Source organism: Bacteroides acidifaciens (assembly GCF_903181435.1).
Classification (GTDB): domain Bacteria; phylum Bacteroidota; class Bacteroidia; order Bacteroidales; family Bacteroidaceae; genus Bacteroides.
Window position 1 is genome coordinate 767656 of the sequence record NZ_CAEUHO010000004.1, and the last position, 15554, is coordinate 783209.

The window sequence follows — 15554 nt, forward strand, 5'->3', positions numbered from 1 at the left end:
TATTTACTTTCTACTGCTGATATAAATAAGAGGCTGTCTAAAAAGTCGTTAGTAACTCTAATTCCTTCCTGAAGGAGGAGAATTTAATAGAACCGACTTTTTAGACAGCTTCCTACTAGAAAAGATTTTCTTCTTTTATTTCTCATATTCTCATCATTTTAGATAATACGCAGATTATCAGGCATGTTCCTTATGAGAAATACTTTCCGGAAATTCATTTCTCATACTTTTTCTCCTTATTTTATTCTTATTCTCATCCTATTTGGGGGCATATCAAGGTATTTCTCATAGTCAAATGCCCTCGTTTGCCTCTCTATCCTATGAGATATGTAGAGCTACTTCACGTCTGATTCATTAATAGAAAAATTACTCTTCATTACCGGTAAACTTGTTTTTAGTTACTGGTAAAGTTGTTTTGCACCTATTGCAAACTATAAACGCAAGTTTTGTTTTTATAAATGAAGCTTTCATTTATATAATTGCAAGTTCTGTTTTTATAAACAAAGCTTGCAATTATAGATTATAACGAAGAAAGAATAAGTTTGCATACTGAGTTGCGGAAGTTTTCAATTAATAGGGAGCAAGTTTATTATTAATAGATCAGCTCCTTTCCATTAATACTTATCGTGCAGTCTTCAGATTGAAAAGACAACCAGGGACAGTTGTCTTTTCAATCTAACATACCTCTTATCATTTTATGGATTTAAGGCTGGTGTAACATCGAAAAAGAAGAATGTTACATGTCTGTGATAAATGTAACCTATATATAGATGCCTGTAGCATGATTCTACATATATGATAAAACCGAATCGATACATTTGCAAACACTACTATGGAACAGAAAATTATAGAAAATAAAAAGTGATATTATGAGAACATTAAAATTGATTTTGTCGGGCTGGCAATCCGTGGCGCTTGTCGTATTTTTTATGCTGTTTTTTAATATGGAGGTGAGTGGCAAGGGTAAAATAACGAAAAATGCTCCTGTCTTTACGCAATTTATTTATCAGGGGGAGGATGCTATTTATCAAAACAATCCTTTAAAGCCGGGTGAGTTCTATAATCCTATTTTGCAGGGTTGTTATCCCGATCCGAGTATAACGCGGAAAGGGAATGATTATTATTTAGTGTGCTCATCTTTTGCCATGTTTCCCGGGGTGCCTATTTTCCATTCTAATGATTTGGTCAACTGGAAACAAATCGGTCATGTACTGGACAGAACATCACAATTAAAGGTTGAAGATTGTGGCATTAGTGCTGGTGTATATGCTCCTGCTATAAGATATAATCCCCATAATGATACGTTTTATATGATAACCACTCAATTTTCCGGCGGCTTTGGAAATATGGTGGTAAAGACAAAGAATCCGGAGAATGGCTGGAGTGATCCAATCAAACTTCAATTTGAAGGCATTGATCCTTCTCTTTTCTTTGATGATAATGGCAAGGCATACGTGGTACATAATGATGCTCCTGCTCAGGGAGAAGAACGTTATTCGGGACACCGTGTCATAAAAATATGGGATTATGATGTGGAGAATGATAAAGTGGTTCCAGGAACAGACAGGATCATCGTAAACGGTGGCGTCAATATAGAAGAAAAACCGGTATGGATTGAAGCTCCTCATATCTATAAGAAAGATGGACGTTATTACTTAATGTGTGCCGAAGGAGGAACCGGAGGCTGGCATAGCGAAGTCATTTTTGTAAGTGATCATCCGAAAGGACCTTATCTTCCGGCAAATAATAATCCTATTTTGACTCAACGTTATTTTCCTGCAAACCGGGTGGATAAAGTAGACTGGGCTGGTCATGCAGACTTAGTGGAGGGACCCGACGGAAAATATTATGGTGTATTTTTAGGAATACGCCCCAATGAGAAGAACAGAGTGAATACCGGACGCGAAACTTTTATTCTTCCGGTGGACTGGAGCGGAACATTTCCCGTTTTCGAAAATGGGCTTATCCCTATGAAACCTACATTGAAGATGCCTTCGAGAGTAGAGAACCAGACAGGGAAAAACGGTTATTTGCCTAGTGGCAACTTTGTCTTTAAGGATGATTTCTCCGATAAGACATTAGACCTTAGATGGATCGGTCTTAGAGGACCTCGTGAAGATTTCGTTGAGATGACCGATAAAGGGTTGCGGATCATCCCTTTTACCTCAAATATCAATGAAGTGAAACCTACTTCTACCTTGTTCTACCGTCAGCAGCATAATCAATTTACAGCGGCAGCGACCATGGCGTACAAACCGAAAAATGAGAAAGATTTTGCCGGTATAACATGTTACCAAAATGAAAGATATCACTATGTTTTCGGTATCACTAAAAAGGGAAAAGACCATTACCTGATGCTGCAAAGAACCGAAAAAGGACAAGCGAGTGTCCTGGCTGAGGTGAAAATAGAAATAGAGAAACCTGTGACACTGCAAGTCGCAGCCAATGGAGATGATTATCGTTTTAATTATTCGATTGATGGCAAAAATTTTACAAATGTAGGAGGAACCGTTTCCGGTGATATTCTTTCTACCAATGTGGCTGGTGGTTTTACAGGAGCAATGATCGGCTTGTATGCAACATCTGTTGGTAATTAATTAGAAACCTTATCATTCCATAATTATGAAAATACATCATCTATTTTGGGGTATATGTTTATGCTTCAGCACAAATATTTTATTCGCACAGAACTATCAGAAAACATCGTCCGGCATCAAAACCACTGTAAATGCAGTGGATATAGAAGTACAATTCTTTGCGCCTGCTGTGGCGAGAGTAATAAAATCGCCGGAAGGTGTTGCCTATGAAAAACAGAGTCTTTCTGTAATTGCCAAACCCGAGAAGGTAAGTTTCAAGGCTGATATACAAGATAATAAGATTGTATTGAACACCAGCGAACTAAGTGTCAGTGTGGACACCGGGACGGGAATTGTTTCTTATTTCTCAAAGGATGGCAAATCATTATTGGCAGAGAAATCCGGTATGCAGTTTATCGATTTCGATGATGCCGGGACAAAAACTTATCAGGTTTATCAACCTTTTGTATTAGATAAGGAGGAAGCCATTTATGGTTTGGGACAATTGCAAAATGGAAAGATGATTCAGCGGAACATGACTAAAAATCTGATACAGGGAAATGTGGAAGATGTGTCACCTTTCTTCCAGTCTACTAAAGGATATGGTGTGTTTTGGGATAACTATTCGCCGACTCTTTTTACGGACAACGAAGTTGAAACATCTTTCCGTTCTGAAGTAGGTGACTGTGTAGACTATTATTTCATGTACGGGAAGAATGCCGATGGCGTAATAGCACAGGTACGCAGCTTGACCGGGCAAGCACCGATGTTTCCTTTATGGACTTATGGTTACTGGCAAAGTAAAGAAAGATATAAGAGCCAGGAGGAAGTGGTAGATGTTGTTCGCAAGTATCGTGAGTTGGGGGTTCCTTTGGACGGTATTATTCAGGACTGGCAATATTGGGGGCATAACTATTTGTGGAATGCGATGGATTTTCAGAACCCGACTTTCAATCATCCTCAAAAGATGATTGAGGATGTTCATGCAATGAACGCACACATGGCTATATCTATCTGGTCGTCATTCGGACCGATGACCAAACCTTATAGAGAATTGGACAAAAAAGGGATGTTGTTTAATTTCACTACCTGGCCGCAATCGGGATTGGAGTCATGGCCCCCCAACATGGAATATCCTTCCGGTGTAAGAGTGTATGATGCTTACAATCCCGAGGCCCGTGATATTTATTGGAAATATCTGAATGACGGAATTTTCAAACTGGGAATGGATGCCTGGTGGATGGACTCTACCGAACCCGACCATTTGGACTGGAAGCCGGAGGATATGGATACCAAAACCTATCTGGGCTCGTTCCGTAAGGTGCGCAATGCTTATCCGTTGATGACTGTCGGAGGAGTTTACGACCATCAGCGTGCAGTGACTTCGGACAAACGCGTGTTTATTTTAACCCGTTCCGGATTCTTGGGGCAGCAACGTTATGGTGCAAATGTATGGAGTGGTGATGTCGCTTCCACATGGGAGAGTTTTAGAAATCAGATTCCTGCCGGATTAAACTTTTCTTTGTGTGGTATGCCTCACTGGAATAGTGATATTGGTGGCTTTTTTGCAGGACATTATAATAAAAGCTGGAATGATGATAGTGCTTCAAAAAATCCATTGTATCAGGAACTTTATGTGCGTTGGTTGCAGTTTGGAACGTTCAATCCGATGATGCGTTCGCACGGGACGGATGTTTATAGGGAAATCTATAAGTTCGGAAAGAAGGGCGAGCCTGTATATGATGCTATCGAGAAGATGATAGGTTTGCGTTACTCTCTGTTGCCTTATATTTATTCTACTTCTTGGGAAGTGAGCAATCGCCAATCGAGTTTTATGCGCGCTTTGATGATGGATTTTGTAGACGACAGAAAGGTGTGGGATATCAATGACGAATATATGTTTGGAAAATCGATCCTTGTGGCTCCGATTGCTCATGCACAATATACACCGGAAGCTGTGGTAAAAGTCTCCGAAGAAGAAGGATGGAACAGAGATGGAGCGAAAAAAACAAAAACGGACGTTGCTGTGGATTTCAGGGAAACGAAATCTGCTAACATATACTTACCGGCAGGAACGCTATGGTATGACTTCTGGACGAACGAGAAACACGAAGGCGGAAAGGAAATTGCCAAAGAAACTACACTGGATGTTATTCCATTGTATGTAAAAGCGGGTAGTATTATTCCTGTCGGTCCACAAGTTCAGTATGCAACTGAAAAAACGTGGGATCATCTTGAATTGAAGGTATATGCGGGTGCGAATGGAAACTTCATTTTATATGAAGATGAATTTGATAATTATAATTACGAAAAAGGAGCTTATACGGAAATTCCAATCTCTTGGAATAATGCATCTCGTAAGTTGACGATAGGGGCAAGAAAAGGTGCGTATGAGGGAATGTTGAAGAACCGTAAGTTTACTGTAACCCTTCAGGACGGGACTCAAAAAAGCGTTGATTATAGTGGGAAGGCAGTTTCTGTAAAGTTTTGATTGTAAATAGAAAGTGTGATTATGTCAGTAGAAAAGAATCTGAAAAGTAGAAATAGGATGAAGTCTTTTATAGTAATGGCTATGCTATTGGGGAGTAGCGTTGCAAGTGCAGAAAATAAACAGATAACAAGTCCTGATGGGAAGCTGGTAGTAACAGTCTCAGATATGGACGGAAGACCTTCTTATTCTGTTAGTTATGACAATGTTCTCTTTTTGCAACCATCTCCATTGGGGATGGTTGCAAATATAGGAGATTTCTCATCGGGGATGTCGCTGGAGAAGAATGTTTCAACCAATAAAATAGATGAAACATACGAGTTGGCTTCTATTAAAAAGAGCAAGGTACATTATGTGGCAAATGAAGCTGTATTTTCGTTTACACAACAAGGGAAAACAATTTATGATGTTATATTCCGCATAAGTAATAACGATGTTGCTTTTAAATATAAGATGTATCCGCAAGGTGAGACACTAAGTTGCGTGGTTAAGCAAGAAGTCACAGGATTTGCGTTTCCTGACGGAACCACCACTTTCCTTTGTCCGCAAAGTAAACCGATGGGAGGATTTGCCCGTACTTCTCCAAGTTATGAGACGTCTTATACGGCAGATGATGCCGTAGGGAAAAATGGCTGGGGAGAAGGATACACATTTCCCTGTCTGTTCCGTAATGGAGATAACGGTTGGGTGCTTGTTGCCGAAACGGGAGTAAATGGTGGATATTGTGCGAGCCGTCTGTTGGGACACAAAGAAGGGGTGTATACCATTGGATTTCCGCAAGAAGGTGAAGCAAATGGGAATGGTACGGTTTCTCCGGGGATAGCATTACCGGGCGAGACGCCTTGGCGTACTATTACTGTGGGCAAGACTTTGGCTCCAATAGTGGAGACAACGGTTCCTTTTGATGTTGTAAAACCGCTTTATCAGGCAAAAGGAGAGTTTACGTATGGCAGGGGTTCATGGAGCTGGATTATCGGTATGGATGGAAGTACTAATTATAAAGAGCAACTCCGGTATATTGATTTCTCGGCAGCAATGGGCTATCAGTCTGTGTTGGTGGATGCCTTGTGGGATAAACAAATAGGACGTGATAAAATTGAAGAATTGGCTAAATATGGGAAGAACAAAGGGGTAGCTCTTTATTTGTGGTATAATTCGAATGGGTATTGGAATGATGCTCCGCAAACTCCGAGAGGTATGATGGATAATGCGATAGCCCGACGTAAGGAGATGAAATGGATGCAAAGCATTGGCATCCGTGGAATAAAAGTGGACTTTTTCGGAGGCGACAAGCAAATGACTATGCAGTTGTATGAGGATATCTTGTCGGATGCAAACGAGTACGGACTTTTAGTTATTTTCCATGGATGTACTTTGCCTCGTGGCTGGGAACGTATGTATCCTAACTTCGCAGCGAGTGAGGCAGTATTGGCTAGTGAAAATCTTCATTTCTCTCAAGGCAGCTGTGATAATGAGGCCTTTAATGCTACCTTACATCCGTTTATCCGTAACACGGTAGGTAGCATGGATTTTGGAGGTAGTGCATTGAACAAATATTATAATGCGGATAATGCCCCACGGGGAAGCCGGCGGGTGACATCAGATGTCTACGCACTGGCTACGGCGGTGCTATTTCAGAGTCCGGTACAGCATTTCGCTTTGGCACCGAATAACCTGACCGATGCTCCGTCGTGGGCAATTGATTTTATGAAAGAGGTTCCAACGACTTGGGACGAGGTACGTTTCATTGACGGTTATCCTGGTAAATACGTCATTCTTGCCCGTCGTCATGGCGACAAATGGTATATTGCCGGAGTAAATGCGCAGAAGGAAACACTGAAACTTAAAGTTAATTTACCGATGTTCTCCAATGGAGAAAAGGTGAGACTGTTTAGTGATGATAAGGCATTGCAGGGTAGCGTAAAACAAATAGAAATAGGAAAGAAACAAGAATTGCAATTGACTATTCCTTGCAATGGTGGAGTATTAATAACCAAATAACCTTTTAAAATAAAAGAATATGAGAAACTTAAAATTTTTAGGCGTATCGTTTTTGTTGGCAATCACTGCCGCTACTTCAGGAACTGCACAAAATCCTATTATACAAACAAAATACACTGCCGATCCGGCTCCGATGGTATATAACGATACCGTTTTCCTTTATACAACCCATGATGAGGATGATGCCGAAGGATTCAAAATGTTGGACTGGTTGCTTTATACCTCCACTGATATGGTGAATTGGACCGATCACGGAGCGGTCGCTTCTTTGAAGAGTTTTGATTGGGTGAAACGTGATAACGGTGCCTGGGCAGAACAAGTCATCGAACGTAATGGCAAGTTTTACATGTATTGCCCGATTCACGGTAATGGTATTGGCGTATTGGTATCCGACTCTCCTTACGGTCCTTTTAAAGACCCTTTGAATAAACCATTGGTTTGGCAAAAAGAGCATTGGGATGATATTGACCCTACCGTATTTATTGATGATGACGGACAAGCGTATATGTATTGGGGCAATCCGAATGTTTATTATGTGAAACTGAATGAAGATATGATTTCATATTCGGGGGAAATAGTCAAATTGGCTGATAAACCGGAACATTATCAGGAAGGTCCGTGGGTATATAAACGTAACGGTCATTATTATATGGCTTTTGCTTCTACTTGTTGTCCGGAAGGGATTGGCTATGCTATGAGCGACAAAGCTACCGGACCATGGAGTACAAAAGGATATATTATGCGTCCAACGGAAAGAACCAGAGGAAATCATCCCGGAATTATTGATTATAAAGGCAGCTCTTATGTGTTCGGTCTAAATTATGATTTGCTTCATCTGGAGACTTTCGACCATAAAGAACGCCGTTCGGTATCTGTTGCAAAAATGCATTATAATCCGGATGGAACCATTAAGGAAGTTCCTTATTGGCAGGAAACGAAACTGGAACAGATTGAAAACTTTAATCCTTACCGTAGAGTGGAAGCCGAAACGATGGCTTGGGGATATGGTCTGAAAGCTGAAAATCATAAGAATGGTGGTTTGTATATAACCGATATTGATGATAATGAATATCTGTGTGTGCGTGGTGTCGACTTTGGCAAGAAGGGAGCAAAGAAATTCAGTGTAAGCGCAGCTTGCGTTGAAAAAGGCGGAATGATAGAAATTCGTCTGGACAGCACGGAAGGTCCGGTAATAGGCTGTGTCAGTATATCACCAACAGGAGGACTGGATATATATAAACAGATGTCATGCCGGATAAAGAATGCAAAAGGTGTACATGATCTTTATTTCTGCTTTAAAGGAGAGAAAGGAAACAAACTTTTCAATCTGGATTATTGGGAATTTAAATAGCTTTTATTCAAAAAAATGAGATTGTAATGTGCTTATAATCAGTGTGATTGTTTAGACGTGCTACAAGGGAAAAGATAGATGTAACATTGAAAATGAAGATGTTATTTAGGAAAAGAAGCCCGTAACATAATTATATTTGTAGTTTTGTGAACTGGCTTATCTTTGCAGAAAAGATCAGTAATTCATATTTGATTATAAAAAAAATAAGAAGTATTATGAAGAATACACAGGTAATACGATTAATGTCAATTGTCTGGCTCTCCATATTTATGCTGGGGATGACAATGATGTCATGTAACTCAAAGAAAGAACAACAATTGCCGGCTATTGGAAAGTCTGTGGCTCTCTTTGATTATTTTTCTTATAAAGGAAATGATGATTTTTATATTTCCAATCCTCTGTCAGATGAAGACTATTTCTATAATCCGATTTTGCCGGGATGGTATTCCGATCCAAGTGTTTGCACAAATGGAGAAGGTGATTATTTCCTGGTAACATCTACATTTACCTATTTCCCCGGTGTTCCTATTTTTCACAGTAAAGACTTGGTGAATTGGAAACAGATAGGGCATGTGTTGAACCGTGCTTCACAATTAGTGAATATGGAAGGACAGAAAGTGAGTGGCGGTATTTTTGCTCCGGCTATTTCTTATAATCCGTGTAACAAGACATATTATATGGTAACAACCAATGTAGGAGCCGGGAATTTCTTTGTGAAGACACAAGACCCGTTTGGTGAATGGTCGGAACCTATTATGTTGCCGGAAGTCGGAGGTATTGATCCTTCTTTCTTTTTTGATGAAGATGGCAAGGCATATATTGTTAATAATGATGAGGCTCCGGATAATAAACCTGAATATAGCGGACACCGTACCATACGCATACAAGAGTTTGATGTGAAAACAGATAAAACTGTGGGTCCTCGTAAGATTCTTGTAAATAAAGGAGCCCAACCGGCAGACAAACCAATTTGGATAGAAGGTCCTCATTTATATAAAATAAATGGAAAGTATTTCTTGATGTCCGCCGAAGGTGGAACGGGTGACTGGCATTCGGAAGTGATTTTCCGTGGTGATTCTCCGATGGGTAAATTTCTTCCATGGAAAAACAACCCGATTCTGACGCAAAGACATTTGAATTCTGACCGTCCTAATTCGGTAACCTGTGCTGGTCATGCTGACTTGATTCAAACCAAAGAGGGAGATTGGTGGGCTGTTTTTCTGGCTTGTCGCCCTATTAATAATCAGTTTGAGAATTTGGGACGTGAAACATTTATGATGCCGGTGAAATGGAGTGAAGACGGATTCCCGTACATGACACAAGGCGATGATTTAGTACCTATGATTGTAAAACGTGAAGGTGCGAAACGCGATACGACAGTTACTTATGGTAACTTCGAGTTGGTAGCGAACTTTGATTCTCCTGTACTCGACATGACCTGGATGACTTTGAGAGCTGCTGCTTCCGATTTATATTCATTGACGGAAACACCCGGATATTTGACCTTGAAATGTGCGGATATTAGCGCTACGGAAAAGAAAACTCCGGCATTTGTCTGCCGTCGGTTGCAACATCATAAATTTGAATGTGCTACCCGTATGTTGTTCAATCCTTCTGACGATAAGGAAGCAGCCGGAATGCTGTTGTTTAAAGATGAGACGCATCAATATTTTTTCTGTTTGAATAAAGTGGGTGAGAATAAAAATATTTCTCTGAAACAAATCGGTGAAAAGGAACAGACGTTGGCTTCAGATGAAATAGGCGCAAATATAAATGAAGTATATTTGAAATTAGTATCTCAAGGAATTGGTTACGATTTCTATTATTCTGTTGATGGTGAAAAAAGCTGGAAACTGCTTTGTAAAGATGTAGATCCCAGTTATCTCTCTACTACAACAGCTGGTGGATTTACCGGTACTACAATCGGATTATACGCTACTTGCAAATAATTATTTTTTTTATATAAATCTAATACTAGTAACTATGAGTTGTATTTATAATGACAGCTAATGCAATTAAAAAAAATGATGATTAGAAAACAATGAGTTAATTAACATCTTAAACTAATGGTAATGAAAAATGTAACGAAGAAAATTCAAAAAATTCCTTACTTGTTTCTCCTTATGTTGTTTAGTTTTGTAACAGCATCAGCACAGAAAGGGATAACGGTGAGGGGAACGGTTCTTGACAGTAATGGTGAGACAATCATTGGAGCCTCAGTAACTTTAAAAGGTAATAATTCAGTAGGTACAATTACAGATATTGATGGCAATTTTGTATTGACTGTGCCCGGTGAGAAGTCTGTCCTTATTGTTTCGTATGTAGGAATGAAACCGCAGGAAGTAAAGATCGTTTCTAAAGGTCTTATTAAAGTAACATTGGAAGATGACACCAAGCAACTGGAAGAAGTGGTTGTGGTGGGTTACGGACAACAAAAGAAAGCATCTGTGGTAGGTGCTATTGCACAAACCACTGGTGAGACTTTACAGCGTGCAGGTGGTGTGTCGAATGTGGGTGCAGCATTGACGGGTAATTTGCCGGGTGTGGTGACTTCTGCCTCTACTGGTATGCCGGGTGACGAAGATCCGAAAATTGTAATTCGTAGCGTTAGCTCGTGGAATAATAGCGAACCGCTTATCCTTGTGGACGGTATCGAACGTCCGATGAGCAGTGTGGACATGAGTTCCGTACAGTCTATATCTGTATTGAAGGATGCATCGGCAACTGCTGTTTATGGTGTGAAGGGTGCCAATGGTGTCATCCTTGTAACCACTAAACGCGGTAACGAAGGCCGCGCCAAGATTGACGTAAGTATGAACATGACGGCTAAAGTGGTTTCTGCTCTGCCGGGAAGATTGGAGTCGGCGGATGCGTTGTATGTGCGTAATCAGGCTGCCGAATATGAGTTAGGCTTGAATCCTGCTTCTTGGAATAAAGTATTGCCGATGGAGACGATTGACAAATATCGCCATCCGGCTAATTTGGAAGAGGCCGAACGTTATCCGAACGTTGACTGGCAGAAAGAACTTTTCAAAGATTATGCCATGTCGTACAATCCGAGCATCAATCTGTCGGGTGGTACACGCCACGTCAAATATTTCGCTGCGGTAGACTTTCTGCACGAAGGTGACTTGTTCCGCGAATGGGACAATAACCGTGGTTATCAGGCAGGTTACGGATTCAACCGTATCAACGCACGTAGTAATTTGGACTTCAAGATTACCAAAACTACCGTGTTGAAAGCCAATATTTTCGGTTCTTATGGTGTGAAGAAATCACCGTGGGGAATTGCCGACGATTCATTTGGGGCTTCACAGTTGTGGCAGGCAGCCTACAGTTCTCCGTCAGACGCTTTCTTGCCCCGTTATTCCGACGGTACGTGGGGATATTACAAGCCCAATTCGCAAGGTGCTCCGAACTCTGTATTGAATCTTGCCAATGCAGGCTATGAAATGCTTACTACTACCCGTGTCAATACCGACTTTGTATTGGAACAGGACTTGAGCTTCCTTGTAAAAGGCTTACGTGCAAGTGCCATGATTTCGTGGGACAACGTGTTTGTGGAAGCCGGTCGTGGTGTCAATGACTTGAATCACGGGACGCAGACCAAATGGATAGATCCGGAAACAGGCGAGGTGCATTATAGCAATGCGCAAACCGACTCTAAAACCGGACTCGATTTTCAGGAAGGTATCTTGTGGTCTACAGCAGGTGGTGCTGTGCGGGACTGGGCTACTCAACGCAATCTTTTTTATCAAGGACAGTTGTCATGGAGCGGCAAGTTCGGTGATCACGATGTCAGCGCCATGGGAGTGTTCAACCGTACCGAGCGAAGCACTGGTAGTGAGTTCCCTCACTATCGTGAAGACTGGGCGTTCCGCGCCACTTACAGTTATGGCAACCGTTATTTCTTGGAATACAACGGTGCATACAACGGTTCCGAGAAGTTTAGTTCCGACTATCGTTTCGAGTTGTTTAACTCAGGTGCGTTGGGCTGGATGATAAGCGAAGAAAAATTCTTCAAGCCTCTTCGCAAGTGGGTAGATATGTTGAAAGTACGTTATTCTGTCGGTGAGGTAGGTGACGACAACCTTGGTATTCGTTTCCTCTATGCTACACAGTGGGCTTACGGAGGTAAGTCTTACCACGGTTTGAACAACCGTACCGAATCTCCTTACACTTGGTATAAGGAGGCTACAGTAGGTAATCCCGATGTACATTGGGAAACAGCTTTGAAGCAGAATATCGGTGTCGATTATGCTTTCTTCGATGGTTTGCTTGCCGGTAGTTTGGAATTTTTCTATGACAAGCGTTCGGACATTCTTATAGCTGGCGAAAACCGTGCTACTCCCGGTTATTTAGGAATTTCCGCCCCGGCTGCCAACTTAGGACGTGTGCGTACGAAAGGATACGAATTGGAACTTCGTGTAAACAAAACATTGAACAACGGTCTTCGTTTGTGGGGTAACTTCAATATGACTCATGCTGAAAACAAGATTCTCAAATACGATGACCCTGTGTTGCGTCCCGCATACCAGAAGTCGGAAGGATTTGCCATCGGACAAGATCACGCTCATCTTACGGCAGGATTTGCCAACACGTGGGACGAAGTATTCGCCATGCCTACACACAATACGATGAACGATCAGAAATTGCCCGGACAGTACATCACTATGGACTATAACGGTGATGGTGTGATAGATGCCAACGACAGTGCTCCTTACGGTTATACGGGTACTCCCGAAAATACGTACAACGCCACTATCGGGTTCGATTACAAGGGATTCAGTTGTTTTGTACAGTTCTATGGAGTGACCAACGTCAACCGTTATGTAGGTTTTACTTCCTTGCACAATAACGTGAATACTGTATTTGACGAAGGCGTATTCTGGTCAAAAGACCGTTTTGATGCAGATGCTCCCATGCCTCGTATCAATTCTACTCCGAGCTATTATGAAGGTACTCGCTTCCATTACGACGGTTCGTTTATTCGTCTGAAGAATGCTGAAGTGGCTTACACCTTTACACAACCATGGGTAAAGAAAATCGGATTGAACAGATTTAAAATATTCCTGAACGGAAACAACCTTTGGGTATGGTCGCGTATGCCGGATGATCGCGAATCGAACTTTGCAGGTACGGGATTGGCTTCGCAAGGTGCTTATCCTACTGTACGTCGTTTCAATCTGGGTATTAAATTTGACCTTTAAAACATCATCGAATTATGAAAAAATACATTATAAAATATGCTGTAATGGCTTGTTTGAGTCTCGGATTGGCGGGTACGGCTGCTTCGTGTACCGACTATCTGGACAAAGCACCTGAATCGGATGTCACTCCGGAAAATGCCTTTAAGGACTTCCACAATTTTCAGGGATTTGTAGAAGAGCTTTATGCTTGTATTCCCGACATGGCCAAACAATACTGGTCAAACTCCTGGAACTGGGGTGAAGACGAAGTGATTGGTGTAGACTGCAACTATCACATGGGCTATAAAGTGGACCAAGGCGACTTTTGGGGATGGCAGGCTGAACACGACGGCTGGGGGGCCGGATTTATGGATTGCAAAACTCTGAATCTGGACTTTACTACTCCGAATGACGGATTCAGATGGAATCGCGACTTGTGGCCCGCTTCTTGGTACGGAATCCGTAAATGTAATACGGGACTGGCAAATCTGGACCTGCTTACCGATGCAACGCAGGAACAGAAGAACGCCATTGCCGGACAGCTTTATTTCTTCCGCGGATGGTTCCATTTCATGCTGATACAATATTTCGGCGGATTGCCTTATATAGATAGGGTGTTGCCTCCCAACGAAACATTCAACGAGCCGCGACTCAGCTATCACGAATGTGCAGATAAGGCTGCCGATGATTTCCGGATGGCTGCCGACCTGCTGCCTATTGATTGGGACAAGACATCTATCAGCCCAAGCACGAAAGGACACAACCAACTGCGCATCAACAAAATCATGGCACTGGGCTATTTAGGTAAAAACTACCTGTGGGCAGGAAGTCCGTTGATGAACAAGGTGTCCACAGGAAGCGAATCCTACAATCAGGAATATTGTCGGAAGGCTGCCGAAGCGTTCGGGGAGCTGCTTACGCTGGTAGAGAAAAAACAGACGCAATATAGCCTGGTAGATTTTGAGGACTATTCCGACATTTTCTACACATACGGAAAGAATGCTCAAATGCCGGGTTCTACAGAGGCATTGTTCAGAGGATTGGTGGCAGATGGCTGGCAAAACTCAACTTTTGGTTTAGCTCTTCAGTTTGTACCTGCCAGCTATAAGAAAGATAACAATCCGCAACTTTCGCCCACAGCCAACTATGTGCACTATTACGGTATGGCAAACGGATTGCCGCTTGACGACCAGGAATCCAAGTGGGACAAGACTCATCCTTGGAAAGGACGCGACCCGCGTTTCTATCATGACATTCGCTTCGACGGATCGCCTATGGTATCTGATGATAATAAAAATTCGGCGGAGGTCGGTGACTTAGCCGTTGCATCCCTCTATACAGGCGGAAATGCCCGTGACGACCAGTTCGGAAGCCGTACCGGATTCCTGCTCGGCAAGTTTATTCCGGTGACAGCTAATAAATGGGATGATGGCTGGGGATGGAGCCCGCAGTTGCATATCTATTGTAGCTATATGCGTCTGGCAGACATTTATCTGATGTATGCCGAAGCTGCGGCAAATGCTACCGGCTCGTCTACAGGAAAGTCAACCAACTGCACGCTCACAGCACTAGCCGCAATCAACACCATCCGCGAACGTGCGGGAGTAGAAGGTGTCAATGACAAATATACCGGCTCAATCGATCTGTTCAACAGTGAGATTCGCCGTGAACGTGCGGTAGAACTTGCATACGAAGGACACCGTTTCAATGACTTGCGTCGCTGGCTGCTTATCGACAAGAAACCTTATACCGAAAAGACCGCTGTCGATTTCCAACGCGTAGGCGAACTTGCCGAGAATCCGCAGGAAACAGCCGTAAGCGGCTATACATATCGGGTAATCGTGACGCGTAATTTCACGGAGAAGCATTACTGGTTGCCTCTGAAATTGTCTGACGTGACCTTGTATCCGGAGTTCTATCAGAATCCGGGATGGTAAACAAGTGACTTA

General features: G+C 42.2%; 7 protein-coding genes. All 7 read left to right on the forward strand.

Features of this window, described 5'->3' with window-relative positions:
- Positions 1–869 precede the first annotated feature (869 nt).
- The 7 genes from CLIN57ABFB40_RS15030 (at position 870) to CLIN57ABFB40_RS15060 (ending at position 15542) form a co-directional block, all read left to right on the forward strand.
- Complete coding sequence (locus CLIN57ABFB40_RS15030; protein WP_175630850.1) at positions 870–2597, forward strand: glycoside hydrolase family 43 protein; 1728 nt, start codon at positions 870–872, stop codon at positions 2595–2597.
- A 25-nt stretch (positions 2598–2622) separates the two neighbouring features.
- Entirely contained in the window at positions 2623–5067 is a 2445-nt protein-coding gene (locus tag CLIN57ABFB40_RS15035; RefSeq protein WP_175630851.1) for a TIM-barrel domain-containing protein, read from the forward strand.
- A gap of 21 nt (positions 5068–5088) precedes the next feature.
- Complete coding sequence (locus tag CLIN57ABFB40_RS15040) at positions 5089–7065, forward strand: glycoside hydrolase family 97 protein (protein WP_175630852.1); 1977 nt, start codon at positions 5089–5091, stop codon at positions 7063–7065.
- Between the two features lie 19 nt (positions 7066–7084).
- Entirely contained in the window at positions 7085–8416 is a 1332-nt protein-coding gene (locus CLIN57ABFB40_RS15045; protein WP_175630853.1) for a glycoside hydrolase family 43 protein, read from the forward strand.
- Between the two features lie 215 nt (positions 8417–8631).
- Positions 8632–10365, forward strand: a complete 1734-nt coding sequence (locus CLIN57ABFB40_RS15050; protein WP_175630854.1) for a glycoside hydrolase family 43 protein — start codon at positions 8632–8634, stop codon at positions 10363–10365.
- A gap of 117 nt (positions 10366–10482) precedes the next feature.
- Positions 10483–13626: a SusC/RagA family TonB-linked outer membrane protein gene (locus tag CLIN57ABFB40_RS15055; protein ID WP_175630855.1), complete on the forward strand. Its 3144-nt coding sequence runs from the start codon at positions 10483–10485 to the stop codon at positions 13624–13626.
- Between the two features lie 14 nt (positions 13627–13640).
- Positions 13641–15542 (forward strand): RagB/SusD family nutrient uptake outer membrane protein, encoded by a 1902-nt coding sequence (locus CLIN57ABFB40_RS15060; protein WP_175630856.1) that lies wholly within the window; start codon positions 13641–13643, stop codon positions 15540–15542.
- The last annotated feature ends 12 nt before the right edge of the window (positions 15543–15554 follow it).

Bases quoted from the DNA above. Each gene is read 5' to 3' on its own strand.
- CLIN57ABFB40_RS15030 (WP_175630850.1), top strand. From the start codon at position 870: ATGAGAACATTAAAATTGATTTTGTCGGGCTGGCAATCCGTGGCGCTT.
- CLIN57ABFB40_RS15035 (WP_175630851.1), top strand. From the start codon at position 2,623: ATGAAAATACATCATCTATTTTGGGGTATATGTTTATGCTTCAGCACA.
- CLIN57ABFB40_RS15040 (WP_175630852.1), top strand. From the start codon at position 5,089: ATGTCAGTAGAAAAGAATCTGAAAAGTAGAAATAGGATGAAGTCTTTT.
- CLIN57ABFB40_RS15045 (WP_175630853.1), top strand. From the start codon at position 7,085: ATGAGAAACTTAAAATTTTTAGGCGTATCGTTTTTGTTGGCAATCACT.
- CLIN57ABFB40_RS15050 (WP_175630854.1), top strand. From the start codon at position 8,632: ATGAAGAATACACAGGTAATACGATTAATGTCAATTGTCTGGCTCTCC.
- CLIN57ABFB40_RS15055 (WP_175630855.1), top strand. From the start codon at position 10,483: ATGGTAATGAAAAATGTAACGAAGAAAATTCAAAAAATTCCTTACTTG.
- CLIN57ABFB40_RS15060 (WP_175630856.1), top strand. From the start codon at position 13,641: ATGAAAAAATACATTATAAAATATGCTGTAATGGCTTGTTTGAGTCTC.